Source organism: Pantoea ananatis LMG 2665, from assembly GCF_000710035.2.
GTDB classification, from domain to species: domain Bacteria; phylum Pseudomonadota; class Gammaproteobacteria; order Enterobacterales; family Enterobacteriaceae; genus Pantoea; species Pantoea ananatis.
Genome location: NZ_JMJJ01000010.1, coordinates 165,194 through 190,812 on the forward strand (window position 1 = coordinate 165,194; position 25,619 = coordinate 190,812).

Consider the following 25,619-nt stretch of genomic DNA (forward strand, 5'->3'; position numbering starts at 1 on the left):
GGCCCTGCGGGGCTGTTTCAGCCGGGCCGACACTATCACACGATAAAACAGAGGTTTTTTATGGATTTCGTACAAATCTCCCGTGCATTACTGCCGTTGCTGGGGGGCAAAGAGAATATTGCCAGCGCGGCGCACTGCGCGACCCGGCTCAGGCTGGTGCTGGTCGATGACGCCAAAGCGGATACCAGCGCGATCGGAAAAATCGACGGGGTAAAAGGCTGTTTCCGTAATGCCGGACAGCTGCAGGTGATTTTTGGCACCGGGGTGGTCAACAAAGTCTACGCCGCCTTTGTCGCCGAAGCCGGGATCAGTGAATCGAGTAAATCTGAAGCCGCCGATATCGCGGCCCGCAAGCTCAATCCTTTCCAGCGCATCGCCCGTTTGCTCTCGAATATTTTCGTGCCAATTATTCCGGCCATTGTCGCGTCCGGCCTGCTCATGGGCCTGCTGGGCATGGTCAAAACTTATGGCTGGGTGAACCCGGAAAATGCCCTGTATATCATGCTGGATATGTGCAGTTCGGCGGCGTTTATTATTCTGCCGATCCTGATCGGCTTTACGGCAGCACGTGAGTTTGGCGGTAACCCGTTTTTGGGGGCTACGCTGGGCGGCATCCTGACCCATCCGGCGCTGACCAATGCCTGGGGCGTGGCGTCCGGGTTCCACACCATGAACTTCTTTGGGATTGAAGTCGCGATGATCGGCTACCAGGGCACGGTGTTTCCGGTGTTGCTGGCCGTGTGGTTTATGAGCCTGCTGGAAAAACAGTTACGGCGCATCATCCCTGACGCGCTCGACCTGATTCTGACGCCGTTCCTGACCGTAATTATTTCTGGCTTTGTGGCGCTGCTGATTATTGGTCCGGCGGGGCGTGCCTTGGGTGACGGCATCTCCTTCGTGCTCAGCACGTTGATTGCTCATGCTGGCTGGCTGGCCGGATTACTGTTTGGCGGGTTGTACTCCGTTATCGTGATTACTGGCGTGCATCACAGTTTCCACGCCATTGAAGCGGGCTTGCTGGGTAATCCTTCAATCGGCGTCAATTTCCTGTTGCCGATTTGGGCGATGGCCAACGTGGCGCAGGGCGGTGCCTGTCTGGCGGTGTGGTTTAAAACCAAGGATCCTAAAATCAAAGCCATTACCTTGCCTTCAGCCTTTTCGGCCCTGCTGGGCATTACCGAAGCCGCCATCTTTGGTATCAACCTGCGCTTTATGAAGCCGTTTATTGCCGGACTGATCGGTGGTGCCATCGGCGGTGCCTGGGTGGTTTCCGTTAAGGTCTATATGACCGCAGTGGGGCTGACTGGCTTACCCGGCATGGCCATTGTTCAGGCCAGTTCGCTGCTGAATTATATTATTGGTATGGTGATCGCCTTTAGTGTCGCCTTTGTCATCGCTTTCCTGCTCAAGTACAAAACGGATTCTGAATAATGGCCCTGAAAAACCTGCTCCCCGCCATGCTTAAGGCGGTAATGAAAGGCCAGCCCAGGGCGCGGGAGGACAGCCACTATCCGGGCTGGCACCTGGCGCCAGTTACCGGGCTGCTTAACGATCCCAATGGCTTTATCCACTTCAACGGACAGTACCATCTGTTCTATCAGTGGAATGCCCTGGCCTGCGAGCACAAGCACAAATGCTGGGGCCACTGGCGTTCAGCGGATTTACTGCACTGGGAACACGAACCGGTCGCGCTGTTGCCCGATGAAGAGTATGACCGCAGCGGATGCTATTCCGGCAGTGCGGTGGACAACAATGGCGAGCTAACCCTGTGTTACACGGGGAATGTTAAATTTGAGGACGGCTCACGTACCGCCTGGCAGTGCCTGGCCGTGCAGAACGGTGAGGGCGGATTCGACAAGCTGGGGCCGGTTATCCCGCTGCCTGAAGGCTACACCGGTCATGTCCGTGACCCCAAAGTCTGGCGGCATGGCGGGTACTGGTACATGGTGCTGGGCGCGCAGGACGCGCAGTTACAGGGCAAAGTCCTGTTACTGCGCGCCAGCGATCTGCGCCACTGGGAGAACCTGGGCGAAATAGCGGGAAGTGGCCTGGGCGGATTAGGCGCGGCGGGCTATATGTGGGAATGCCCTGACATGTTTACCCTGGGAGCCTCGACGTTTCTGATCTGCTGCCCGCAGGGCATTCCCCGGGAAGAGAAGCGCTATCTGAATACCCATCCCTGCGCATGGCTCAGCGGTACGCTCGACTATGAGAACGCGCATTACTCGCACGGTGCCTTTAATGAACTGGATGCCGGCTTTGAGTTTTATGCCCCGCAAACCACGTTAACCCAGGACGGGCGCAGGCTGCTGGTGGGCTGGATGGGCGTGCCGGACGGCGAAGAAATGCGCCAGCCCACCGTGGCGTTTGGCTGGATTCATCAGATGACCTGTATACGTGAGCTGACCGAGCGGGACGGGCGGCTTTATCAGCAGCCGGTGGCCGAGCTGCAGGCGCTGCGGCTGGACGAGCAACGCTATCGCGGGCCTGCGGATGGCGCACCGGAGATGGCGGCCCGACGTCTTGAGCTGGTGCTGACGTCCGGCGGCGATATCACGCTGGACTTTGCCGATACGCTTCGGCTGAGCTGGCATCAGGAGACGCTTTGTCTGGCACGCCGCAGTCTGGAAAACGGCGAATGGCTTTATCGTCACTGGTGCGGCAGCGCGCGCAAACTGCATATTCTGTGCGATCACTCCAGCGTCGAGATTTTTATCAATGACGGCGAAGGCGTGATGAGTAGCCGCTACTTCCCGCAGCATCCTGCCCGTTTACGCCTGAGCGGCAGCGCAGAAGTCACTGCCTGCTACTGGTCGTTACGATCCTGCATGGTAGAATAAGCCCTTGTTTCCTTAAACGAAGCACCGACGTGAAAAAAACAAAGCGCGTGACCATCAGTGATATCGCTACGCTGGCCGGGGTGTCAAAAGCCACGGCCAGCCTGGTGCTCAACGGGCGCGGTAAAGAGCTGCGCGTGGCAGAAGAGACGCGCGAACGCGTGATGTCTCTTGCGCAACAGCACCACTATCTGCCCAGTATCCATGCCCGTCTGCTGCGCGAAAACCGCAGCCATACGTTAGGGCTGGTGGTGCCGGAGATCACCAACTACGGTTTCGCCGTTTTCTCTCACGCGCTAGAGAACCTTTGCCGTGAAGCCGGGCTACAGCTGCTGATCTCCTGTACCGATGAAAATGCCAGCCAGGAAACGCTGGTGGTTAACAACCTGGTCTCGCGTCAGGTTGATGGCCTGATCGTCGCCTCAAGTCAGCAGAGCGACAGCGACTATCTGAAGCTGAGTGAACAGCTGCCGGTCGTGCTGTTTGACCGCCACGTGAATAACAGCAGTTTGCCGCTGGTGATCACCGATTCGATTACGCCGACCGCCGAGCTGGTAGAGCGCCTGGCGCGTGCTCATCCCGATGAGGTCTATTTCCTGGGCGGGCAGCCACGACTGTCGCCGACCAAAGATCGTCTGGCCGGCTTTATGCAGGGGCTGGAGCGGGCGGGGGTAAGTCCCCGGCCGGAATGGATTATTCAGGGCAACTACCATCCCAGCAGCGGCTATGAAATGTTTGCGGCCCTGTGTGCCCGTCTTGGCAGGCCACCTAAGGCGCTGTTTACCGCCGCCTGCGGTTTGCTGGAAGGGGTGCTGCGCTATATGAGCCAGCACCATCTGCTGGAGAGTGATATTCACATAGCCAGTTTCGACGATCACTACCTGTATGATTCGCTGTCACTGCATATCGATACCGTAGAACAGAACGTACCGCGCCTGGCGCAGGAGTGCTTTTCCGTGATTAGCCAAATGATCCAGGGGCATGAACCGGCGGACAGACAGATTATCTTGCCCGCCAGGCTGCGCTACCGTTCATCTCTGGCGCGTTAACGCCGCTTACCGACAGGCGGCCAGATCGGCCATCTGCTGTTTATCAGGCAGGCCAACAATCTGTTGCAGCTTTTGTTCATGATTCAGGTAGTAGATAGCGGGCGTGCCGTTGGCCCCTAACGCCTGCATCTGCGCCTGGTTATGCTGAATCTGATCAAACAGCGCGCGCGGCGTGCTGTCCGGGAAGGCCGGCTTATTTTTACCCTGCGAGCGTTCGAAATCCTGCCAGGCTTGAGCAGGATCGGCCGCCGCGAGAATGGCAGACGCGTAGCGTCCGCTCTCGGGCTTAAGAATGCCGACAAGCTGGGTTTTGATGCTGAGCGAGTTATTTTGTACCAGCGGCTGCACCTGCTGCCAGAAGGTCCGGCAGTAGGGGCAGAACGGATCGGCAAAGACCACGACCTGACAGCGGGCTTCAGCGCTTCCCTCCTTGATGCCCGGCATGGCCTGCAGTTGCTTCCACATGGCGCGTCCGGCGGGCAAATAAATTTCATCATTGATGATTTTTTCGCTGAGGTTATTGCCCTGCGCGTCATACATATAGCCCGAAATCGCATGCTGACCATCTGGCGTCAGGTAAATGGTGACGCCGGTTCCCTGATATTGACCCAGCCAGCCCTGAACCCCGCCGGGTGCCTTAAAGGGTTTGATGATTTCCACGCCCTGCTTTTCAATTTGCTGGACGGGGGCGGGCAGCGTAGCCGCCTGGGTCGTGCTGCTCAACAGCAGTGCGGAAAGCAGTATCCTGAACGTTTTCATTAATCCCTGTCTCTTAACGTCGTGATGAAAGTGAGGCGGTGCGGCTGTCGAGCCACTCAAAGAGCAGCATGCCTGCCAGCATGGCGATCAGGAACACTGCGCCCTTAAGCACTCCGCCGCCGAGCAGCACCAGCGCCGGACCGGGGCAGATGCCAGCCAGCCCCCAGCCAATCCCGAACAGCATAGCCCCTGCGATCAGTTTTTTATCCAGCGCGCGCTGGCCGGGCAGATGAAAGGTTTCGCCAAAGACCGGACGCTCACGTCGGGAGGCCAGCCAGAAGGCCACCAGCCCGACGGTAATCGCGCCGCCCATCACCAGCGCCAGAGAGGGATCCCAGGCGCGGGTAATGTTCAGAAAACCCAGAACCTTGGCCGGGTTCGCCATGCCGCTGACGATTAAGCCCGTGCCAAATAACAGCCCACTAAGCAGAGAAAATAAAACGGCCATTGTTCCTCCTGATATTCACCCGTGGCCCATCACGCCAACGGTCAGCATGGCGGTTAACATAAAGACCAGCGTCGCCACCAGTGAGCGCAGTGACAGCCGCGATAATCCACATACGCCGTGACCGCTGGTGCAGCCCGAGCCCAGGCGAACACCCAATCCCACCAGCACGCCGGCGAGTACCAGACGTCCCCATGACGCTTCAGTTTCAATGGCGGGCAGGGCGCTGAACAGCTGGAACACCAGCGGCGACAGGACCAGGCCCGCAATAAAGGCCAGCCGCCAGGGCTTGTCTGATGAGCGGCGTTTAAGCAGACCGCCCAGAATGCCGCTGATACCGGCTATGCGGCCACAAAGCAGCACCAGTATGCCCGCCGCCGCGCCAATCAGCAGCCCACCCACCAGGCTTTGCAGCGGCGTAAAATGAACCAGGTCAATATGCATTATCCACCCTTCCCAGTGCAGTGCTTACGTCTTGCGTTAAAAGCGGTTTAGCGGGATTTTCAGATAGCGCTCGCCGTCGCTCTCGGGTTCAGGTAATCGCCCGCCGTGAATATTCACCTGCAGGGCCATTAGCATGAGTTCTGGCAGCGGGAGCGTGGCATCACGCTGCTGCCGCCGGGCAATAAAATCCTGTTGGTGTTGTTCAACCACCCACGGATTGTTTTCCCGCTGCTCACGTACCGTGCTTTCAAACTGCACGTCGCGCCCGTCAGGGCGATAATCATGACCGGTAAATAAACGTGTGTCGTCAGGTAACTGCAGAATGCGTTGCAGGCTGTCCCATAATACGGCAGCGCTGCCGCCGGGGAAATCAGCCCGCGCTGTGCCGCTGTCGGGCATAAAAAACGTGTCGTGGATAAAAGCACAGTCGGCGATGTGATAGGTCACCGACGCCAGCGTGTGGCCGGGAGATAAAATGACTTCACCCCGCAGATTGCCGATGTAAAACACCTCGCCGTCCCTGAATAAGGTGTCCCAGATTTTCTCAGCTGGCGTCAGACCGGGCAGGTTATAGAGAGTTTGCCACAGCCTTTGCACCTCAGTGACCTTTTCACCGATGCCGGTAGGCGCACCGGTTTTCCCGGCCAGCCAGGCGGCGGCAGAGAAGTGGTCGGCATGAGGATGGGTATCCAGAACCCACGCAACCTGCCAGTTTTTTTGCTGAATAAAATCCAGTATGCGTTGGGCCTGCTGACAGGATACCGCTCCCGAGCGGCGATCAAAGTCCAGCACCGGATCGATGATGGCGCAGCGCCGGGTTTGTCCGTCAGCAATCACATATTGCAGGCTTCCGCTCTCGGGTTCATAGAAATGGTACACCTCTGCCTGAGGCGGATGGCACAGCCTGTTTGCATACCAGGCCAGGGGCTTATCGGCATCGGCACCAAACTGTTGGCAGGTAGCCCGAAATTCGGCCTCGTCTATCCGGCCTTCGCGTAACTCATGCAGTAAAAACAGGCTAAGCGATCGCGCACCACTCCGACAGTGTGCAAAGATTTTTGCACCGCGTTTAACCCGACGATGAAAAGCCTCAACGTCTTCCCAGCTCAGCGTGTCAAAGGTGAAGGGCATATAGACGTAGTCCATGCCCAGTTGCTCAGCCAGCGCCTTTTCCTGCTGATGAGGCAGAAAGGGGCCTTCTTCCTCATCAGGCCGATTATTAACCACAACGTCAAAGCCCAACTGGTGCAACTGGCTGAAATCCTCTGCAAGTGGTGCATCGGAAAACGCGACTTGCGCATTAAAATGGCGGATATTCATAACCTGTTCCCGTTTATTCAGAGATTTTTAAGCAACATGTAGCAGGCCATCACGATCAACATGGCTGAAAAGACGGCATTGATCGCGCGCGCATTGTGTTTCAGCCGGCTGGCCACCGCGACACCGACTAAGCCGCCCAGCAGGCCGCCAGCAATGAGGTAGATTGTCATCACCACAGAGACTTTGCCCGCCAGGGCATAGCTTGCGCTGGTCGAGATCCCCATGGCGAACACCACCATCAGCGAGGTTGCTATCGCCTCCACCATGGGTAAGCGGAACAACCAGACAAGCGCGGGCACCACTAAAAATCCTCCTCCGATGCCCATAAATCCGGCCAGTATTCCCAGCAGCAGTACGCTTCCCCAGACGATAGCGGGGGCAAAGTGCCTGTCTGGCGCGGAGGCACCGGGCAAAGGAGACTGTTTTCCTAGCATCATCAGCGCCACGCTGAACATCAAAAGGGAAAACGGCAGTAGCAGGTATTGTCCACTGACGATTTTTCCCAGTTCGGCTCCGAGCAGTGCGCCGCAGACCGCCACAAGAGAAATTCTCGCACCCGTTGCCCATCTGACATTGCCTTTACGACTATGGGCAAACAGATTGATCAGGGCGCTGACCGCCACCGCAATGGCGCTGGTGCCGATGACCCGATGCGTGTCGGGTACCTTCACCAGATACAGCAGCAGCGGCACGCACATGACCGATCCGCCGCCGCCGGTCAGCGCCAGAAAAAAGCCTACGGCGATGCCTGTTACAATTAACAGGCTCACCGTGAGGGCTGAAAAATGGGTGAATTCCTGAATGATCATTTTCATTCCTGGCGTTATTTTTACGCTATTAAAGAGGTCGTAAAAATGACTGTCAACTCATTATTTCTTTTTGCTATATCATATAGCTAAATGTTATAAGAGGTTTTTTTTATAACTTTAAAGTCTATTGATTTGCTTTATATCTGTGCTGCTATCCACTACGGTTAAATGAAAGGGAGGCCTGCATGAATGATAAAAATAATCCCCATCACCCGCATCTTGTTGTTATTGGTGGTGGCTCAGCTGGAATTGGCGTCATCGCAAGTATTAAGAAACGCATTAAAAACATCAAAATAACGCTAATTGAGCCAAAGGAAGAACATGATTATCAACCTGCCTGGACACTGGTGGGTGCCGGATTATTTTCCGCTGAAAAAACCCGAAAACGCATGAGTGACGTTATTCCGTCGGGCGTGAACTGGATTCAAGATGCCGTGACGCATGTTTCACCTGATCTGAAATATATTGAAACAGCGACAGCCCAAAAAATAGGTTACGACTATCTTATTATCGCCAGCGGTCTGATGCTGCGTTGGGATAAAATCAGGGGCCTGAGTGAAACCCTGGGCCGCAACGGCGTAACGTCAAACTACCGATACGATTTGGCGCGCTATACATGGGAACTGGTGCAAAACCTGAAGCAGGGAAAAGCCATTTTTACCCAGCCAGGGATGCCGATAAAGTGCGCGGGTGCGCCGCAGAAGGCGCTCTATCTCTCCGCCGATTACTGGCTGCGACGGGACCGTCTGGCACAGATCAACATTCAGTTCTGCCTGGCAGGTCAGGTCGTTTTTGGCGTGCCCGAATTTGTTCCGCCGCTGGAGGCCTATCTGGAGAAATACCAGGCGCAGGTCAATTTTGGACATACGCTTACTGCCGTTGATGGAATCAATAAGCAGGCGACGTTTACTCTCACCGATCCCGACGGCAGCACGCGTGACGTCACCCTGCCGTTCGATATGCTCCATGTTGTCCCGCCTCAGGCTGCGCCAGACTTTATTGCCGAAAGCGGTCTGGCGGATGCTGCTGGCTGGTGTGATGTCGATAAAGAAACACTGCAGCACAGCCGCTGGCCCGATATTTTTGCTTTGGGCGATTGCTGCTCAACGCCGAACGCCAAGACGGCCGCAGCGGCGCGTAAACAGATCGTGGTCGTGGCCGAAAACCTGAGGCAGGTCGTTAACGGGGCGATCCCGCAAACGCGTTACGATGGCTACGGTTCGTGTCCGCTCACCGTGGAGAAAGGCAAAGTCGTGCTGGCTGAGTTTGGTTATGGCAACCGCCTGCTGCCGACCTTTCCGCTCCATTCAGCCCGTCCCAGCCGCGCAGCATGGTGGCTAAAGGCCTGGTTTTTACCGCGCTTTTATTGGGCTGGTATGCTGCGCGGTATTGAGTGGTTGGCCAAAAGTAAACCCCTGTAGTGAAGGCCGTTCAGGGGCGAACGTATAAAGCGCCCCGCGACTGCTGTTCAATAATGTAGGTTATGGCGGCGGGCACGACGCGAAAGTGGGATGGCAGCATGCTGACGTCAATATTTTGTGCCCGGAGGGCGTTATTGCAGAGTAACAGCGTCACGCTCGGCGCTTTCTTAAGGGCATCTGAAATCGTCCTGCCAGTCACATCACCTGCCGCGTCGCCATTAAAAACGATGGCGATATCCCCGTCAAAATCCTCTTCTTTAAGCAGATTGCCAGCATTAGCCAGGGCGTGAGCAATGCGATTTTTATCAGGTACATGCAAAATGATTTTCATTCTGGGCCTCAGGTTGTTATCGCGACGGGCGAAAAACGAATGGCTCAGAATAAAACAGCGTGAGGATCGGATAAATGTGATGAGTGAAAGAAAATATGTCGTCGACGATGATTTCTAAAAAAAGAAAAATAGCGGCTCTGATAAATTCGAAATTGCTGTGTGCGTCTTTTTTTAAAAAAAGGGGAGTTACCCCTTTAATAGCTAATTATTTTTTCAGATTTTCAGGGAAATTGGCAGGTAATTCACTCGCCGCGCAGGCTATCACGTCATCGTTATTTTTTCCCGCATCGTGGACAAAGGTGATAGTCGCGAACTCATCAATGACTTCTATTGGATAAGTCGGGCCGGCATCGCGGTACTGCGCCATTTCGTCCAGATGATCGTTCTGGAAGCAGACGGTGCGTTCAGGATTATTCATGACCCAGCGCGGGAAGAAGATGGTGCCATGAAACAGCTTGTCGCCCAGGTTGGCAATCAGGCTGACACTGGTGCCGGTCGGTTCAGTCCAGGACACTTTATAGATGTCTTCACCGACGCAGACAATATAGACATGCTGGTCTTTCACCCAGCGGTTGCCCACCATGCCGCTATGAATACGGTAATCGACGGTGTCTTCGTTTTTAATATACAGCTCGTAATTCCAGCCATTGTCATAGGTATAAACCAGATGTTTACCGATGAAACCGTCAAGATTGTGTTTGTTGAATTTGCTCATTATTTGTTCTCCTCTGTGGTTGAAACCAGCTTACCCATTCACTTTGTGAATTAAAAACGCTAATTTATGATGAAATTGATTCAAAAATTGGATGGGTTATGCATAAAACCACACTGGAGCAGTGGAGCCTGTTGGACAAGGTGGTGCGAGAGGGCAGTTTTGCCAGAGCGGCGAGTCTGACCAACCGCAGTCAGTCATCCGTCAGCTATAACCTTGCTATGTTGCAGCAGCGCATAGGGATTACGCTGTTACATGCAGAGGGGCGCAAGGCGGTGCTGACGCCCGCAGGCGAGTTGCTGCTGGCGCAGGTGCGCCCGCTACTGAAAGCTTTTCATTCACTGGAGGCGTTTGCGGGATCAATACGCAGCGGCGTCAGAACAAAGCTGGATCTGGTGGTTGACAGCATCTTTCCGCGTCGACAACTGTTTTCCGTCCTTAAGGCTTTTCAGCAATGCCATCCTCATACTCAGATCAACCTGACCGAGGTGCTGGAAACCAACACCGATTACGCCGAGGCCGACGTGATGGTGGTGACCCAGCGCCAGGATATGGCCGGGCGGGGAGAGTGGTTGATGAATGTGGATTTCGTCGCCGTGGCGCACTGCGACCATCCCTTGCATCAGCATGGCGGCATCCTGGATGAAGAACGGTTGGCACAGTATCCGCTGATTCGCATTGCCGACCGGGAACATTTCACCGTGCAGGATGAGAGCAGCAATGGCGATTACTGGTCGTTTTCGACTATTGAGGCAGCGGTAGAGGCGGTGGTGCACCAGGTGGGTTATGGCTGGATCCCCTTCGAGCGCATCGAACATGAACTGGCGCAGGGAACACTAAAAATATTGCCCTTACAGCACGGCGTTCGTCGTGCCACCCCGCTGCACTTAATGATTAAGAAAGACATCCTGACGCTGGATCCACAAATTGTTACCCTGCTCGATCTGCTGAAAAACGCCACCCGTTCGTGACAGAGGGATCGCGATGAGGAACGCGTCTTCAGGGGCTATTTGTCACCGTTCAACGCAAGGAGCAGGGCATCCAGCGAATCTGGCGCGTGCGGATATCCGTTTTTTACCTCGTGAACGTCCCAGGACATTGCATCCTCAAGGCAGAAATCGCCTGCGCACTGCAACGCGAGGTCTTCATCTAACAGCCCAATCGGTAGCCAGATCAGGGGGCGGCCGCGCAACAGGTTCGGCACCGTCGAGCCACAGTGCCTGCAGAAGTCATTACGGTATCCCTGCGGGCGACGCCAACTGCTAATATCGGCTTCACCGGCCAGCCAGCTAAACTGATCGGCATGCACCAGCGTGGCCAGGTTATGGCCGGTACCGGTCTGACGGCGGCACAGCGAACAGTGACAGCGGTAAAAATGGCTGGGTTGTTGAGCCAGCTTAAAAACGACCGTTCCGCATAAACAACGTCCAGAAATCATCCTTTTTTCCCTGAATGCGCCAACCCTAAGGCGGTGTTTAGTGTGCCCGCTTTTTGGCCCAGTAAGCCATAAAGTTAATCGCGTCGCGATCGACGCCGCGCTCCCCTATCAGGTGGCGGCGTAATAGCTTCACCACGGTCGATTCGGCCGCTACCCAACCGTAAAATTCCGTGTTGCGGCCCTGAGCACGGTCCCACAGCAATTCGCCTTCTGCCTCTTCCTGCACGTCCTGCTGGTGGCCGCCATCGGGAACGTTAACCCGGGATTTTATTGCCTCAACCAGGCATTCCCCGTGTGAAGCAAATGCAGGTTTTCGCGGCAACCAGACGATGTCGGCAAAGGTATAGGCGTGCAGATCGACGCAATCTTCCGCATCCGGGACTTCAAAAAAGGCCTGAACCCGAGGCGGGTTTTCCTGTCGGGACAGTCTTTCCAGAATGCCTTTCGCCGCGGGTAATGCGGTTTCATCGGCAATCAGTAACGCATTACGCAGCGCATCCGGCGGCGTCCATTCATATCCGCCGCTGTCAGATTCACAGGCCGCATTGGGCGCAACGATCACCAGGCTGTCACCCGGTTCAGCATTGATCGCCCAGGCCGATGCCGGGCCTTCCGTACCGTGGCTGACAAACTCAATCGTCAACTCCTGGCGCTCAGGATCGAGATGACGCAGCGTATAGGTGCGCAACAGCGGACGCTTCTCTTTTGGCAGCGACAGAATGGTCTGGTACCACTCGCCATCATTGGGAAGCGCAGGCATGCTGCCATCTTCCGCCGGCAGCAAAATTTTGATCCGCTGATCGGGCGCGTCAGACTTCATCTGCGCCACGTCAGGCCCGTTGAACACCAGGCTCAGCATTGAGGGAGAAAGATGACGCTTGCGTGCCAGTTTTACGTCAAACAGGCGGTAGCTATGGGCTTCAGCCATCGTCGTTCCTTTTGGTTAATGAGCCGATAAGGTTGAGCGGCGACGTGCACGCCAGATCACACCTGACATCGCCACGAACAGCAGGGCAGCGCTGAATGCGGCAGCGATCAGCGCCGTTGCGCCCTGTGACTGCGACACCAGGGGAACCAGCAGCGCGCACAATCCGTAGCCTAAGGTATGGCTGGTGGCTATCCAGCCGGCACCGGCACCGTCTGCCAGCCTGTCATTTAGCAGCAGCTGATAAGCCGGCGTACCCAGTGCAGCACCAAACGAAAGCAGGGCACAGCCGGTGTAAAACAGCCAGAGCGGTGTGCTCAGCATCATCGCCAGACCCAGAGACATCAACAGCCCTGCGCTCAGCAACAGCGCAAGCGGCGTCAGTAACTGGGGTCGCAGTACCATAAACTGGGCGCCCAGTGAGGAGATGGCCGCCACGCTCAGCAGCCAGGCAACCTGATGGCTGATTGCGGCGGTATCACCGCTAAACTGTCTGGCCAGTGCCGGGGATAAGCCCAACTGCATCAGGCTCACCGTGGCCGCCAGCAGCAGAGCGCACAGCAGATAGGGCAGACAATCGATGCGCAGGCGGGCATTCCTGCGCGCCACCGCAGGCTGTGGCTCGGTTCCGCGCAACGGCAACAACATAGCCAGCGCCAGCAACGGCGCAACGACCAGTAACACCAGCGGTGCCATCGGGTGAATGACTAACATTCCGGCAGCGCACAGCGGGCCAAACAGCCTGCCGCAGCTCAGACCGGAGCTGATGGTCGCCAGCGCCGTCATGCGCTTGCCTTCACCGGCACGGTTTAGCGCCCATACCTGGCACGCCGGAACCATCGCCGACACCATCAGGCCATAAATCACCCTGGCAATAATTAATATACCTAATCCAATCGGAGCACTGACCGCCCGCGTGGAAAGAAGTGCGCAGCCCATAGCGAGTAGCAAAAAACTTGCGCCATAACCGGCCAGTGACCACAGCACGACCGGTTTGCTGCCGAGACGCGCAATCTGTTTTCCCCACCACGGCGATGAGGGCAAAAACAGCATAGAGCCGAGCGTTAACAATCCCGCCCAGACCGAAAGACTTAAACTGGTCTGTGCAACCAGCATCGGGATAGCCACCAGCAAACCATTCTGTCCGACGCCCAGCAGTCCGGCGCTTAATGCTAAAGGCCAGTTAGGTAAGGCTTTTTGTGGCGTAGCGGTCAGTTCAAGAGATGTCACAATGTTGCTAACCCGTATCTTTGTTGTATGTATTTGTAAAATTTATTCCGCCAATTCTAACAATTGTCGTTGATAATGAGAACTGTTATCGGCAGAATTCGCATTATCATAACGCCTGGAAATTGTTTGATAATGATTCAATCGACGCACAATGGATCCTGGGATGTGGCCGCACAGTGCTTCCTGAATTCCCTGATCCGTGAAACCAAGGACTGGCGACTCAGCCAGGGTGAACCCGCCGAGTTAGTGATTCCGTTGGCGGAAGAGAAGGCCCTACACTTTAAGGTGGCTTACTTTTCTCCTACCCAGCATCACCGTTTTGCCTTCCCGGCCCGGCTGGTCACTCACCGTGGCAGCGAGACGGTGACGTTCGCCACCGTTGCCAGACTGATTGTCGATAAACTGCAACATCAGCAACAGCTGCCCGCTCCCGGCTGTGAGGCGTTTTATCAGCGCGTGATGGAAAGCCATGCGCATACCGCTGAGGCAACGGCTGCCCGCCACGACTGGCGAGGCCTGCGTGAGAAAGCCCTGAACTTTGCCGAAGCAGAGCAGGCCCTGCTGGTCGGGCACGCCTTCCATCCGGCACCCAAATCACATGAACCTTTTACGCAGCAGCAGGCCGAACGTTACCTGCCTGATTTTGCGCCACATTTTCCGTTACGCTGGTTTGCGGTGGATAAAGACCAGTTGGCGGGTGACAGCCTGCAGCTGACGTTGCAGCAGCGCCTGACGCGCTTTGCGGCAGAAAACGCGCCGCAGTTACTGCATGCGCTAACCGATCGGCAGTGGCTGTTCCCGCTCCATCCCTGGCAGGCGGACTATCTGCTCCAGCAGACCTGGTGTCAGCAACTGGTGGAAAAAGGCCTGGTTACTGACCTGGGTGAAGCCGGTGCGCCCTGGCTGCCCACCACCTCATCGCGTTCGCTGTACTGCGCGACCAGCCGCGACATGATCAAGTTTTCCCTGAGCGTGCGGCTGACAAACTCCGTCCGCACCCTGTCGGTCAAAGAGGTCAAACGCGGCATGCGGTTGGCGCGTCTGGCGCAGACCGACCGCTGGCAGGACATGCAGGCACGCTTCCCGGCGTTTCGCGTGATGCAGGAAGATGGCTGGGCCGGACTGCGCGATGCGCAGGGCACGATTATGGAAGAGAGCCTGTTCGCACTGCGTGAAAACCTGATTGTCGACAGGCCGCAGAGCCAGACCAACGTGCTGGTTTCCCTGACGCAGTCCGCGCCGGACGGCGGCGACTCACTGCTGTCTGCCGCAGTAAAGCGCCTGAGCCAGCGCCTGCACATCAGCGAAAAACAGGCTGCGCATGCCTGGGTCGACGCCTACTGTCAGCAGGTGCTGAAGCCCCTGTTTACCGCCGAAGCCGATTACGGCCTGGTGCTGTTAGCCCATCAGCAAAATATCCTGGTGGAAATGGAGCAGGACCTGCCGGTTGGCCTGATTTATCGCGACTGCCAGGGCAGCGCCTTTATGCCTCACGCCGCAGGCTGGCTGGACATGATTGGCGAAGCGCAGGCGGAAAACGTCTTTAGTCGCGAGCAGCTGCTGCGCTACTTCCCCTATTACCTGTTAGTGAATTCTACCTTTGCCGTCACGGCGGCACTGGGCGCGGCGGGCATGGACAGTGAAACCCATTTGATGGCGCGGGTACGCGATGCGTTAAGTGCGCTACGTAACGAGGTCACGCACAAGGGCTGCCTGGATTACGTGCTGGAAAGCCCGCACTGGAACGTCAAGGGCAACTTCTTCTGTTACCTGCACGATCACAATGAAAACACCATCGTCGATCCGTCGGTGATCTACTTCGACTTCATCAACCCACTGCTGTCTCAGGAGCGCTAAATGTCTCAGGCAACGATTGTTCACAGCGGCCACGGCCTGCGTTGCGAAAAGTCAGGAAAAACCCTGAATCTGGGTTGGGGACAGGACAACAGTGCGGTGCTGCATTTTGCCGGTCCACTGCCCGAAGGCTGGCTGCGTGACGCGCTGGATCAGATGTTTATCGCTGCCCCGCAGCTTTCTGCCGTGGTGCTGCCCTTCGCAGAGTGGCGTGAAGAGCCTCAGGCGCTGGCGCTGTTTGCGGCCCTGAAAAGCGATATCGTCCACCGCGAGACGTTCTGGCAACTGCCGCTGTGGTTGTCTGCGCCTCGTCAGCAGGCCTCCGGCGAGATGGTATTTGATGCCGAACGTGAGATCTATTTTCCCCAGCGCCCAGCGCGACCTGATGGCGAAGTGTATCGCCGTTACGATCCGCGCGTACGGCGCACGCTGAGCTTCCGCGTGGCCGATCCTGCCCGGGATGCCGAAGCGTTTACCCGCTGGATGAACGATCCGCGCGTGGATTACTTCTGGGAGCAGAGCGGATCGCTGGCCACTCAGACCGCCTATCTTGAACGCCAGCTCGGCAGCAGCTATGCCTTTCCGCTGATTGGCTGTTTTGATGACGAGCCCTTCAGCTACTTTGAAATTTACTGGGCGGCGGAAGATCGTATCGGGCGGCACTACAGCTGGCAGCCGTACGATCGCGGTTTGCATCTGCTGGTGGGGGAGCCGCAGTGGCGCGGGCCGCACTTTGTGCAGAGCTGGCTGCGCGGCATCAGCCACTATCTGCTGCTGGATAATCCGCAAACTCAGCGCCTGGTGCTGGAACCACGGGCGGATAATCAGCGCCTGTTTCGTCACCTTGAACCCGCGGGCTATACCACCATGAAAGAGTTCGACTTTCCGCACAAGCGCTCTCGCCTGGTGATGACCCAGCGCGCCCGTTTCTTCAGCGAGGTGGGCCTGTGATGAATTCGCACGCATGGGAAACCGTTAACCGTCAGCTGGTGGCAAAAATGCTGGCCGAGCTGGAGTACGAGCAGGTCTTTCAGGCTCAGCCGCAGGGCGACAACCGTTACTGCATCAGTCTGCCGGGTGCCGAATGGCAGTTCACCGCCGAGCGGGGCATCTGGGGCTGGTTATGGATAGATGCACAAAGCCTGCGCTGTGCGGATGAGCCGGTACTGGCCCAGACGCTGCTGTGCCAGCTACAGCCGGTGCTGTCGATGAGCGATGCCACGGTGGCGGAACATATGCAGGATCTCTATGCCACGCTGCGCGGCGATCTTCAGCTTATGCAGGCACGCCAGGGCATGAGTGCCGATGCGCTGATTGATATGGATGCCGACCGCCTGCAGTGCCTGCTCAGCGGGCACCCTAAGTTTGCCTTTAATAAAGGCCGTCGCGGATGGGGACAAGAGGCGCTGGCGCGCTACGCACCCGAATATATGAATACCTTCCGCCTGCACTGGCTGGCGGTAAAGCGTGATCATATGGTCTGGCGCTGCGACAGCGAGCTGGACATCCAGCAGTTGTTGCAGGCTGCGATGGACAGCGCCGAATATACGCGTTTCACCGAGGCCTGGCAGGCGCAGGGGCTGGACGACAGCTGGCTGCCTTTGCCGGTGCATCCCTGGCAGTGGCAGCAAAAAATCGCGCTCGATTTTGTCGCGGATCTGGCCACGGGCAATATGCTGTCGCTGGGTGAATTCGGCGATCGCTGGCTGGCGCAACAGTCACTGCGCACCTTGACCAACGCCAGCCGTCAGGGCGGGCTGGATATCAAACTGCCGCTTACCATTTACAACACCTCCTGCTATCGCGGTATTCCGGGCAAATATATCGCGGCGGGCCCGCTGGCCTCCCGCTGGCTACAAAACGTCTTTGCCACCGACACGACGCTGCAGCAGAGCGGGGCGGTGATCCTAGCGGGGCGGTGATCCTATGTTTCCCATCGCGGCTACGGCGCGTTGCCCGAAGCCCCCTATCGCTACCAGGAAATGCTGGGCGTGATCTGGCGTGAAAATCCGTCGCGCTGGCTGCACGCGGACGAAACGCCAATTCTGATGGCCACGCTGATGGAGTGCGATGAAAACAACCAGCCGCTTATCGGCGCCTACATTGCCCGCTCGGGCCTGAGCGCCGAGGCCTGGTTAAGTCAGATGTTCCGCGTGGCCGTGGTGCCGCTGTATCACCTGCTGTGCCGTTATGGCGTGGCGCTGATCGCACACGGGCAAAATATTACGCTGGCGATGAAAGACGGCGTACCCCAGCGCGTATTGCTGAAAGATTTTCAGGGCGATATGCGTCTGGTAAAGGACGATTTTCCGGAGATGGACTCTCTGCCTCAGGACGTCCGCGATGTGACGGCACGCCTGAGTGCTGACTATTTGATTCATGATTTGCAGACTGGCCATTTTGTCACGGTCCTGCGTTTTATTTCGCCGTTAATGGCGCGCCTTGGCGTTCCGGAACGACGTTTTTACCAACTGCTTGCCGCAGTGTTGAGCGACTATATGCAGGACCATCCGCAACTGTCGGCGCGTTTTGCGCTTTTCTCACTCTTCAAGCCACAAATCATTCGTGTCGTGCTGAACCCGGTAAAACTCACCTGGCCCGATCAGGACGGCGGAAGCCGTATGTTGCCCAATTACCTGGAAAATCTGCAAAACCCGCTGTGGCTGGTTACCAAGGACTGAATCATGACAAACACTGTTGATTTTATTGGCGTTGGCATTGGCCCGTTTAACCTGAGTATCGCGGCGCTGGCACACGAAGCTGAAGGCTTTACCAGCCAGTTTTTAGACAGTCGCCCAGATTTTGCCTGGCATCCCGGTATGCTGGTGCCTGACTGCCATATGCAGACCTCGTTTTTAAAAGATCTGGTCTCCGCGGTCGCGCCCACCAGCCCGTTCAGCTTTGTGAACTATCTGGTGAAGCGTAAAAAGTTTTACCGCTTTATGACCACCGAGTTACGTACCGTCTCGCGCGATGAGTTTTCCGACTATCTGCGTTGGGCTGCCGAGGGCATGAACAACCTGCGCTTTAATCACACGGTGGAACGCATCGATTTTGATGAGGCCAATAAACGCTTTGTGATTCACAGCAACGGTGGGGAAAGCTATGCCCGCAACATCTGTCTGGGCATTGGCAAGCAGCCCTACCTGCCGCCCTGCGTAAACCGCATCAGCGCCACCTGTTTCCACGCCAGCGAAATGAGCCTGCGTAAACCCGACCTGCGCGGCAAGCGTGTGGCGGTGATTGGCGGCGGTCAGAGTGGTGCCGATCTGTTCCTCAACGCCTTCCGGGGTGAATGGGGCGAACCGGCTGAGGTCAGTTGGGTGTCGCGCCGCAACAATTTTAACGCCCTGGATGAGGCCGCTTTTGCCAACGAGTACTTCACGCCAGAATACGTTTCCAGCTTTGTCGGTCTGAACGAGGCTGCCCGACAGAAAATGCTGGCTGAACAGAAGATGACCTCGGACGGCATCACGGCAGATTCCCTGCTGACGATTTATCGCGAGCTGTATCATCGCTTTGAAGTGCAGCGTCAGCCGCGCAATGCGCACCTGCTGCCGAGCCGCTCGGTCATTGAACTCAACAGTCATCACCAGGGCTGGCAGCTTCAGTTGCAGCATCAGCTTGACCAGGGCTACGACCTTATCGAATGCGATGTGGTGATTTTCGCCACCGGCTACCGGCCTGCGCTGCCAGAACTGCTCTCCCCCCTGATGAGCCGCCTGACCATGAAAGATGAGTGCACGTTCAGCGTGCGTGAGGACTTCACGCTTGAGTGGAACGGGCCAAAAGAAAATAACATCTTTGCGGTGAACGCCAGTATGCAAACCCACGGTATCGCGGAGCCTCAGCTCAGCCTGATGGCATGGCGATCCGCCCGTATTCTGAATCGCGCACTGGGGCGCGATTTGTTCGATCTCAGCACGCCGCCCGCCCTGATCCAGTGGCGCAGCGTCAGCCGGGAAAAACCGCAGCACGGCGCTGCGTCCACTAAAAACTATACCGAGTCCTTGGGGTAAGCCTTAACCTCGCACGCAGGAACGATAATGAAGACTAAAAACAAGAATATCTGGCTGCTTAATCCGCTGCTGTTAGCCATGATGGCGCCCGCGGTCGCACAGCAAACCAGTGAAAATGACATGGTGGTTTCGGCCAGCCGTACGCACCGTACGGTGGCAGAAATGGCTCAAACCACCTGGGTGATTGAGGGGGCCGAACTGGAGCAACAAGTCCAGGGCGGCAAAGAGTTTAAAGATGCGCTGGCGCAGCTGGTGCCGGGCCTGGACGTCAGTAGCCAGGGCCGAACCAACTACGGCATGAACATGCGCGGCCGCGCGATTGTGGTGCTGGTGGACGGCGTTCGCCTGAATTCTTCGCGCACAGACAGCCGCCAGCTGGATTCGATCGATCCCTTTAACATCGATCACATCGAGGTGATCTCCGGTTCAACCTCGCTGTACGGCGGGGGCAGCACCGGTGGCCTGATCAATATCGTCACCAAAAAAGGCCAGCCGGGCACCCAGTTTGAGTTTGAAACCGGCACCAAAACCGGGTTTAACAACAGTAAAGATCACGATGAGCGCGTGGCGGGCGCGATTTCTGGGGGGAACGATCGCGCGTCCGGACGGTTGTCGGTGGCCTACCAGAAGTTTGGCGGCTGGTATGACGGCAACGGCGATTCTGTTCTGCTCGATAACACCCAGACGGGCCTGCAATACTCCGATCGTCTGGATGTGATGGGCACCGGCACGCTTGAGATTGACGATCACCAGCAGTTGCAGCTGGTGACGCAATACTACAAGAGCCAGGGCGATGACGATTATGGCCTCTATCTTGGCCGAAACTTTTCGGCGGTAACCGGTAACGGTAACGCCTACACCAGTAAAGGACTGAACTCAGACCGTATTCCCGGCACCGAGCGCCACCTGGTCAGTCTGCAGTACTCTAATACCGATTTCCTGGGTCAGGAGCTGGTGGGTCAGGTCTACTATCGTGATGAATCTCTGGCGTTTTATCCCTTCCCAACGGTGTCCGGCGGGCGGGTGACCAGCCTCTCTTCCTCTAAACAGGATACTGACCAGTACGGCGGCAAGCTGGCAATCACCAGTAAACCGCTCGACAACCTGCAGCTGACCTACGGTGTTGATGCCGATCATGAACGTTTTAGTTCCAATCAGATGTTCTTTGATCTGGCACAGTCGGCCGCCTCGGGTGGCCTGAACAACCAGAGCATTTACACCACCGGACGCTATCCGGGTTATGACATTACTAACCTGGCGGCTTTCCTGCAGTCCAGCTACGACATCAACGATACCTTCACCTTGAGTGGCGGCGTACGTTATCAGTACACCGAAAACAAGGTGGACGACTTTGTCGGCTATGCCCAGCAGCAGGCGATTGCTAATGGCACGGCGCGTTCGGCCGATGCGATTCCAGGCGGCTCAACGGATTATGACAACGTCCTGTACAACGCCGGTATCCTGATGCATATCACCGAGCGGCAGCAGGCATGGTTCAACTTCTCGCAAGGCGTTGAACTGCCGGATCCGGGCAAGTATTACGGCAACGGCACCTATCGTCTGCAAAACGGCAACTACCAGTTGTTGAACAGCGTTAATGTCGATCAGTCGAAGCTTCAGGGCATCAAAGTCGATTCTTACGAGCTGGGCTGGCGTTACACCGGTAATGACCTGCGCACGCAGTTAGCAGCCTACTATTCGCTGTCAGACAAATCGATTTCGGTCAACCGCAGCGATATGACCATTAACGTGGACGATGACAAGCGCCGTATTTATGGCGTGGAAGGTGCGGTGGATTACTTTATCCCCGATACCAACTGGAGCACCGGCGTCAACTTCAACCTGGTCAAGTCTGAAACCAAAAAAGATGGCGGCTGGAAGAAGTGGGATGTCATTTATGCCAGTCCATCGAAAGCCACCGCCTATGTTGGCTGGTCGCCGGATCCCTGGAGCCTGCGCCTGCAAAGCACGCAGTCGTTTGACCTGACCGATAACGGCGGCAACAAAATTGACGGTTATACCACCGTTGATTTTATCGGCAGCTACCAGTTGCCGGTGGGCAAGCTGAGCTTTAGCGTCGAGAACCTGCTGGATCGCGACTACACCACGGTGTGGGGACAGCGTGCGCCGCTGTTCTACAGCCCGACCTATGGCTCGCCGTCGCTGTATCAGTACAAAGGCCGGGGTCGCACCTTTGGGCTGAACTATTCGGTACTGTTTTAAGTCTTCATTCTTGCCCGGTGTGACGCCGGGCAAGCCTCACTCAATCTCACTTTTTCCTCCTGTCGCCGCTAAACACGCTGTGCCGTTACATAATGTAAACAATACCTAAACGAATACGCTCAGTTTTGTCAGGTACATGCCGATAGTCTTTATGTACGTACATTTAATGCACAAAGCATTTTCGTTTTAACGACCAGGCGGAACAAAAAATGACCATTACACAGCGACTTTTCCTGACCTTCTCCCTCCTTGCCGCCTCACTGGCTGTTCTGGCTATGGTGGCGATCACGGTGGTAACAGGATTTCAATCACGCTTCGATTACGTGCAGAGAAATACAATTCCTTCTATTACCGATCTTAATAAGCTTGTCGATAGCAGCAATGCCCTGACACTGCTGCTTTATCGCCATCAAAGTGCGACCGATCAACGCAAGCAGGCCCAGTTTGAGAAAGATATCGCTGGCGTGATTGCGGATCTGAAAAAGCAAAACCAGTATTACTTTGATCACGACCTTTCCAGTGCTGAAGACAAGGCCCTGAGCGAAAAAGCCTTTGCGGAGATAAAAGAAGCGGAAGCCAGGCTGCCGACCTTTTTTGCCGGGTCACGGGCACAAAATGATGCCATCGCGTTGGGCGCGATCCAGGGAGACAGTGGTGTGGGCCAGTCTGTTCGCGATCTGATAGCGGGGTTAAAGCGACAGCTGCAGCTGAATGTGGACATTGGCAAAACCTACAGCCAGCAAAACAATCAGGTTTATCAACAAACCTTGTGGGGCATGTCCGGCGGTTCGCTGCTGATTATCCTGCTGCTTGGCGCGTTTTCGGTGAAAACCATCTTCAGCATCCGTCGTCAGCTCAACGCGATTCGTGCCACCATGGAAAGCGCCAGCGAACGCCTCGATCTGACGCTGCGCGCAGATGAGTCGCGTCGCGACGAAATTGGCTTAACGGCCAGCGCTTATAATGACCTGGTCAGCAATGTGGCGCAGTCGTTGTCGTCCGTTGAACAGGCATCCCACTCTGTCGGCTCTGCCTCATCCCAGATTTCAGCCGGCAACGACGATCTCTCGGCGCGTACCGAAGAGCAGGCAGCGTCGCTGGAGGAAACGGCGGCCAGTATGTCTGAACTGAGCGAAACCGTGCGTCAGACGGCTGAAAATACCCGCCTCGCCAGCCAGCTGTCCAAAAATGCGCGTGAAATCTCGGAAGACAGCTCGGGCAAAGTCAAAACCATGCTGAGCACCATGTCCGATATCAAAAGCAGTTCAGCGAAAATCAACGACATTATTGCATTGATTGAAGGCGTTGCCTTCCAGACCAACATCCTGGCGCTGAATGCGGCCGTTGAAGCCGCCCGTGCCGGTGAGCAGGGACGCGGTTTTGCCGTGGTCGCCGGAGAGGTGCGTAATCTGGCACAGCGCTCTTCTTCTTCTGCCCGTGAGATCAAAGCACTGATCGAGTCCTCCATGCGCTACGTTGAAACCGGTGCCGCTCAGGCTGAAGAAGTCGGACAAAATATGGGCCGGATGAACGATGCCGTGCGTCAGGTAAACGATCTGGTCGATGAGATTGCGGTGGCGGCAAGCGAACAGTCGCAGGGCATTGGTCAGGTACATGAAGCGGTCAATCAGATGGACAGCGTAACCCAACAAAACGCCGCACTGGTGGAGCAGGCTTCTGCCGCTGCGCGTTCGTTAACGGAGCAGTCCACCACGCTGCAACAGCTGGTGGCCGCCTTTACCATCCGTTCAGCTCAGGTTGTCGCCGCTAAGCCGCCTTTAGCCGCCGTGACGGCCGCGCCCGTGCTGAAGCGTCCACAGCTTGCGGCGGCAGGTGCAGGTGCGCAGGAAGATAACTGGCAGAGTTTCTGATCGTGGCGAAGCAGTGGCCCGGGCGGCCGCTGCTTTTAAAGGGTTACGAACTTCTGTGCAGCGTCAACGGCGTTGATAACCAGCGGGCAACGCGTTTGCCTGCCTTAATGGCGGGTTTTTCAATCCAGAAAAACATCACGGAGGCCAGCGCCACACTGATGCTAATGGAGAGGATGAAAATCATCAGATTGTCCGTCCAGGCTTTATCCGCCAGGCTGTTCATCAGCAATATCATCATCGGATAGTGGATGAGATAGAGCGAATACGAGATATCGCCAAAGAAGATCAGCGTGCGGTTATGACCACTTTCCGTGCGGTAACCCAGCATCACCGTGATGCTCATAATGGCCGCCGCCAGCCAGAAACCGCCATGCAGGCCAAACGGCTGCGGCCCAATCATCAGCGCTGTCGCAAACGCCAGTACCAGCCCCACCTGCAGTATTCTGCGCATCTGAGGATTCAGCTCAGGGAGCTTTTGTCTGACGATTAATTCAGCCAGCATCATCCCTAAGATAAACTCCATGCAGATGGTATTGCTGATAAGTTTGATCCACGCCTGCCACCAGTGCGTTACCGCCATATCAGGCGAAACCTGAGAGGAAAAGGTAAAACTGCCGTTGTAATACAGCTGAAAGCCCACGCTGGAGGCGAGGAAAATCAGTGCACACAGGAAGCTACGGTAGCGATAGTTTATGCACATCGCCACGGTGAACACGGCGTAGAACAGGATCTCATAGGAAAGCGTCCACGGCGGACCTAATGCGCTGAATCCAAAGGTCGGCCCGGGGCTGCTGTAATCCTGCAGGCAGAAGTAGAGCGCACAGGACATATCCTGAAGCGAACGGTCGTGATAAACCACCACGAACGAGAGCAGCCAAACCACAAAGAAGACCGGCCAGATGCGGAAAAAGCGTTTCACCATGAACGACGTCGGCGCTTCGTTAAACTGATGCGTAATAAAAGTCATGATGAAGCCGCTGATAATAAAGAATACGTCCACGCCCAGCGCGCCGGGGATGTGCCGGGTCCAGTGACTTTCTAACAGCGATGAGTTGTGCGCCAGCACCACAAGTAGCGCAGCCAGGCCGCGCAGATACTGGATTGAGACGATTTTCATGAGCGTTACAGGCCTGTAAGTTTACTCAATCACGGCGTTCGCCTGAACGAGCCGGTTAGGGTTAAGCGTAGGCCGTATTGTAAAAATGCCTTAACGATTATCAACCGCCATTTAGCAGCAAGGAAAAAAGGATTTTGCCTGATAGCCTAATTTTGCAGAAAAAATGGCGACGATCGACGGAGTTAGGCGCACAGGAACAGAAGTGCGCCATTGGGATTTCAGAGGGTTCTTAAACAAATATGATGACTTGAGGGAATACAGGCACTATGCGGACGCGCGCGGAAAGACGCTCCCGCCCATGGCGCGCCGGAAGATCTCGATCGTCCACATCCACAGAATATGCCCTAACGTCTCCGAGGCGATTTCCGCTAACGGCAGGTGCCACAAGGGCGGTGCCCAGCCGTTCATCGGCAAGATCACGCCGTGAAAGCCCAGGGTAATGAGCAGGGCAAACGCTACGCCCTGGCCCAGCGTAACGACCGGGAGGATCTCGGCCAGGGCGCAGTAGAGCAGGGCGAAGATGATTGAGAACAGGTGGTGAACCCCGGCAACGCCCCAGTTCACCACGTGACCGGAATAATGATAGACCAGGTTGCTGACGTTGATCCCCATATCCTGCAGCATCTCAGCAGGGGGAATCGCCCTGTCAGGCGTTCTGGGCGGAAACGGATTCTCCGTTCCCCATTTTACGAAGCTGGCAACGTTGCCGCCCCAAAACCCTGCCCAAAGCGCCGGACCATAATGCCGGTCGGCAGGGGACGTCAGACGAAACGACCTGTTCATAGTTAACCGCTCCTGCTGAGTAAGATAACCAC

Annotated in this window: 22 protein-coding genes and 1 pseudogene; 11 read left to right on the plus strand and 12 right to left on the minus strand. The window is 56.2% G+C overall.

The features are described from left to right. Window positions 1-60: 60 nt before the first annotated feature. Genes EL29_RS19730 through EL29_RS19740 form a run of 3 tightly spaced genes read left to right on the plus strand, consistent with a single transcriptional unit; the run spans window position 61 to window position 3,886 of the window. A complete protein-coding gene (locus EL29_RS19730; RefSeq protein ID WP_013024234.1) occupies window positions 61-1,431 on the plus strand; it encodes a sucrose-specific PTS transporter subunit IIBC in 1,371 nt (456 codons plus the stop codon). Further along, on the plus strand, window positions 1,431-2,840 hold the full coding sequence (locus EL29_RS19735) for a sucrose-6-phosphate hydrolase (RefSeq protein ID WP_028715945.1): 1,410 nt from the start codon (window positions 1,431-1,433) through the stop codon (window positions 2,838-2,840). The genes EL29_RS19730 and EL29_RS19735 overlap by 1 nt, the downstream gene beginning before the upstream one ends. Before the next feature lie 29 nt (window positions 2,841-2,869). After that, on the plus strand, window positions 2,870-3,886 hold the full coding sequence (locus EL29_RS19740; protein ID WP_028715946.1) for a substrate-binding domain-containing protein: 1,017 nt from the start codon (window positions 2,870-2,872) through the stop codon (window positions 3,884-3,886). A gap of 6 nt (window positions 3,887-3,892) precedes the next feature. On the opposite strand, the gene dsbG is transcribed toward EL29_RS19740, so the two are convergent. Genes dsbG through EL29_RS19765 form a run of 5 tightly spaced genes read right to left on the minus strand, consistent with a single transcriptional unit; the run spans window position 3,893 to window position 7,663 of the window. Beyond that, window positions 3,893-4,645 (minus strand): thiol:disulfide interchange protein DsbG, encoded by a 753-nt coding sequence (gene dsbG, locus EL29_RS19745; RefSeq protein WP_013024237.1) that lies wholly within the window; start codon window positions 4,643-4,645, stop codon window positions 3,893-3,895. A 13-nt stretch (window positions 4,646-4,658) separates the two neighbouring features. After that, complete coding sequence (locus tag EL29_RS19750; RefSeq protein WP_013024238.1) at window positions 4,659-5,093, minus strand: DUF6691 family protein; 435 nt, start codon at window positions 5,091-5,093, stop codon at window positions 4,659-4,661. A 15-nt stretch (window positions 5,094-5,108) separates the two neighbouring features. After that, window positions 5,109-5,534, minus strand: a complete 426-nt coding sequence (locus EL29_RS19755) for a YeeE/YedE family protein (protein ID WP_013024239.1) — start codon at window positions 5,532-5,534, stop codon at window positions 5,109-5,111. 36 nt (window positions 5,535-5,570) lie between these two features. After that, window positions 5,571-6,854, minus strand: coding sequence for a bifunctional sulfur transferase/dioxygenase Blh (gene blh / locus EL29_RS19760; protein ID WP_028715947.1), 1,284 nt, complete (start codon window positions 6,852-6,854; stop codon window positions 5,571-5,573). A gap of 17 nt (window positions 6,855-6,871) precedes the next feature. Continuing rightward, window positions 6,872-7,663, minus strand: a complete 792-nt coding sequence (locus EL29_RS19765; protein ID WP_028715948.1) for a sulfite exporter TauE/SafE family protein — start codon at window positions 7,661-7,663, stop codon at window positions 6,872-6,874. A gap of 185 nt (window positions 7,664-7,848) precedes the next feature. On the opposite strand from EL29_RS19765, the gene EL29_RS19770 reads away from it, so the two are divergent. Continuing rightward, window positions 7,849-9,084 (plus strand): NAD(P)/FAD-dependent oxidoreductase, encoded by a 1,236-nt coding sequence (locus tag EL29_RS19770; RefSeq protein WP_028715949.1) that lies wholly within the window; start codon window positions 7,849-7,851, stop codon window positions 9,082-9,084. A 10-nt stretch (window positions 9,085-9,094) separates the two neighbouring features. Here the strand turns inward: EL29_RS19770 and EL29_RS19775 are convergent, their stop codons facing one another. Together EL29_RS19775 and EL29_RS19780 are read right to left on the minus strand one after the other, a co-directional pair. Next, window positions 9,095-9,415: a DsrE family protein gene (locus EL29_RS19775; RefSeq protein WP_014606892.1), complete on the minus strand. Its 321-nt coding sequence runs from the start codon at window positions 9,413-9,415 to the stop codon at window positions 9,095-9,097. Window positions 9,416-9,620: 205 nt separating this feature from the next. Further along, entirely contained in the window at window positions 9,621-10,130 is a 510-nt protein-coding gene (locus EL29_RS19780) for a phenolic acid decarboxylase (RefSeq protein WP_014606891.1), read from the minus strand. Window positions 10,131-10,228: 98 nt separating this feature from the next. Here EL29_RS19780 and EL29_RS19785 point away from each other — a divergent pair, with 98 nt between their 5' ends. Next, a complete protein-coding gene (locus EL29_RS19785) occupies window positions 10,229-11,098 on the plus strand; it encodes a LysR family transcriptional regulator (protein ID WP_019105635.1) in 870 nt (289 codons plus the stop codon). A 35-nt stretch (window positions 11,099-11,133) separates the two neighbouring features. Here the strand turns inward: EL29_RS19785 and EL29_RS19790 are convergent, their stop codons facing one another. The 3 genes from EL29_RS19790 to EL29_RS19800 are packed head-to-tail and all read right to left on the minus strand — an operon-like array spanning window position 11,134 to window position 13,720. Continuing rightward, window positions 11,134-11,565 carry a GFA family protein gene (locus tag EL29_RS19790; protein WP_014606890.1) on the minus strand — a complete coding sequence of 144 codons (432 nt, stop codon included), beginning with the start codon at window positions 11,563-11,565 and terminating at the stop codon, window positions 11,134-11,136. 37 nt (window positions 11,566-11,602) lie between these two features. Next, entirely contained in the window at window positions 11,603-12,493 is an 891-nt protein-coding gene (locus EL29_RS19795; RefSeq protein ID WP_014606889.1) for a siderophore-interacting protein, read from the minus strand. Between the two features lie 15 nt (window positions 12,494-12,508). Then, complete coding sequence (locus EL29_RS19800) at window positions 12,509-13,720, minus strand: MFS transporter (RefSeq protein WP_028715950.1); 1,212 nt, start codon at window positions 13,718-13,720, stop codon at window positions 12,509-12,511. A gap of 132 nt (window positions 13,721-13,852) precedes the next feature. Between EL29_RS19800 and iucA the strand changes: the two genes are divergently transcribed. From iucA to EL29_RS19830, 6 genes and pseudogenes are all read left to right on the plus strand, one after another. Beyond that, entirely contained in the window at window positions 13,853-15,577 is a 1,725-nt protein-coding gene (gene iucA / locus EL29_RS19805) for an aerobactin synthase IucA (protein WP_028715951.1), read from the plus strand. Next, on the plus strand, window positions 15,578-16,525 hold the full coding sequence (gene iucB, locus EL29_RS19810; RefSeq protein ID WP_022622148.1) for a GNAT family N-acetyltransferase: 948 nt from the start codon (window positions 15,578-15,580) through the stop codon (window positions 16,523-16,525). Next, window positions 16,525-18,255: pseudogene (iucC, locus tag EL29_RS19815) on the plus strand (aerobactin synthase IucC). Before iucB ends, iucC begins: the two are co-directional and overlap by 1 nt. Window positions 18,256-18,258: 3 nt before the next feature. Continuing rightward, window positions 18,259-19,593 (plus strand): NADPH-dependent L-lysine N(6)-monooxygenase, encoded by a 1,335-nt coding sequence (gene iucD / locus EL29_RS19820; RefSeq protein WP_013024253.1) that lies wholly within the window; start codon window positions 18,259-18,261, stop codon window positions 19,591-19,593. A gap of 27 nt (window positions 19,594-19,620) precedes the next feature. Then, window positions 19,621-21,816 (plus strand): TonB-dependent siderophore receptor, encoded by a 2,196-nt coding sequence (locus EL29_RS19825; protein ID WP_014595119.1) that lies wholly within the window; start codon window positions 19,621-19,623, stop codon window positions 21,814-21,816. A gap of 209 nt (window positions 21,817-22,025) precedes the next feature. Then, the gene (locus tag EL29_RS19830; RefSeq protein WP_028715952.1) at window positions 22,026-23,687 is read left to right on the plus strand and encodes a methyl-accepting chemotaxis protein; all 1,662 of its coding nucleotides are present in this window, start codon (window positions 22,026-22,028) and stop codon (window positions 23,685-23,687) included. A 43-nt stretch (window positions 23,688-23,730) separates the two neighbouring features. Here the strand turns inward: EL29_RS19830 and EL29_RS19835 are convergent, their stop codons facing one another. Both EL29_RS19835 and EL29_RS19840 read right to left on the minus strand, forming a co-directional pair. Then, window positions 23,731-24,804: an acyltransferase family protein gene (locus tag EL29_RS19835; RefSeq protein WP_014606882.1), complete on the minus strand. Its 1,074-nt coding sequence runs from the start codon at window positions 24,802-24,804 to the stop codon at window positions 23,731-23,733. 264 nt (window positions 24,805-25,068) lie between these two features. Next, entirely contained in the window at window positions 25,069-25,587 is a 519-nt protein-coding gene (locus EL29_RS19840; protein WP_028715953.1) for a YagU family protein, read from the minus strand. Window positions 25,588-25,619 lie beyond the last annotated feature (32 nt).

Bases quoted from the DNA above. Each gene is read 5' to 3' on its own strand.
- EL29_RS19730 (WP_013024234.1), top strand. From the start codon at position 61: ATGGATTTCGTACAAATCTCCCGTGCATTACTGCCGTTGCTGGGGGGC.
- EL29_RS19735 (WP_028715945.1), top strand. From the start codon at position 1,431: ATGGCCCTGAAAAACCTGCTCCCCGCCATGCTTAAGGCGGTAATGAAA.
- dsbG (WP_013024237.1), bottom strand. From the start codon at position 4,645: ATGAAAACGTTCAGGATACTGCTTTCCGCACTGCTGTTGAGCAGCACG.
- EL29_RS19750 (WP_013024238.1), bottom strand. From the start codon at position 5,093: ATGGCCGTTTTATTTTCTCTGCTTAGTGGGCTGTTATTTGGCACGGGC.
- EL29_RS19755 (WP_013024239.1), bottom strand. From the start codon at position 5,534: ATGCATATTGACCTGGTTCATTTTACGCCGCTGCAAAGCCTGGTGGGT.
- blh (WP_028715947.1), bottom strand. From the start codon at position 6,854: ATGAATATCCGCCATTTTAATGCGCAAGTCGCGTTTTCCGATGCACCA.
- EL29_RS19765 (WP_028715948.1), bottom strand. From the start codon at position 7,663: ATGATCATTCAGGAATTCACCCATTTTTCAGCCCTCACGGTGAGCCTG.
- EL29_RS19770 (WP_028715949.1), top strand. From the start codon at position 7,849: ATGAATGATAAAAATAATCCCCATCACCCGCATCTTGTTGTTATTGGT.
- EL29_RS19775 (WP_014606892.1), bottom strand. From the start codon at position 9,415: ATGAAAATCATTTTGCATGTACCTGATAAAAATCGCATTGCTCACGCC.
- EL29_RS19780 (WP_014606891.1), bottom strand. From the start codon at position 10,130: ATGAGCAAATTCAACAAACACAATCTTGACGGTTTCATCGGTAAACAT.
- EL29_RS19785 (WP_019105635.1), top strand. From the start codon at position 10,229: ATGCATAAAACCACACTGGAGCAGTGGAGCCTGTTGGACAAGGTGGTG.
- EL29_RS19790 (WP_014606890.1), bottom strand. From the start codon at position 11,565: ATGATTTCTGGACGTTGTTTATGCGGAACGGTCGTTTTTAAGCTGGCT.
- EL29_RS19795 (WP_014606889.1), bottom strand. From the start codon at position 12,493: ATGGCTGAAGCCCATAGCTACCGCCTGTTTGACGTAAAACTGGCACGC.
- iucA (WP_028715951.1), top strand. From the start codon at position 13,853: ATGATTCAATCGACGCACAATGGATCCTGGGATGTGGCCGCACAGTGC.
- iucB (WP_022622148.1), top strand. From the start codon at position 15,578: ATGTCTCAGGCAACGATTGTTCACAGCGGCCACGGCCTGCGTTGCGAA.
- iucD (WP_013024253.1), top strand. From the start codon at position 18,259: ATGACAAACACTGTTGATTTTATTGGCGTTGGCATTGGCCCGTTTAAC.
- EL29_RS19825 (WP_014595119.1), top strand. From the start codon at position 19,621: ATGAAGACTAAAAACAAGAATATCTGGCTGCTTAATCCGCTGCTGTTA.
- EL29_RS19830 (WP_028715952.1), top strand. From the start codon at position 22,026: ATGACCATTACACAGCGACTTTTCCTGACCTTCTCCCTCCTTGCCGCC.
- EL29_RS19835 (WP_014606882.1), bottom strand. From the start codon at position 24,804: ATGAAAATCGTCTCAATCCAGTATCTGCGCGGCCTGGCTGCGCTACTT.
- EL29_RS19840 (WP_028715953.1), bottom strand. From the start codon at position 25,587: ATGAACAGGTCGTTTCGTCTGACGTCCCCTGCCGACCGGCATTATGGT.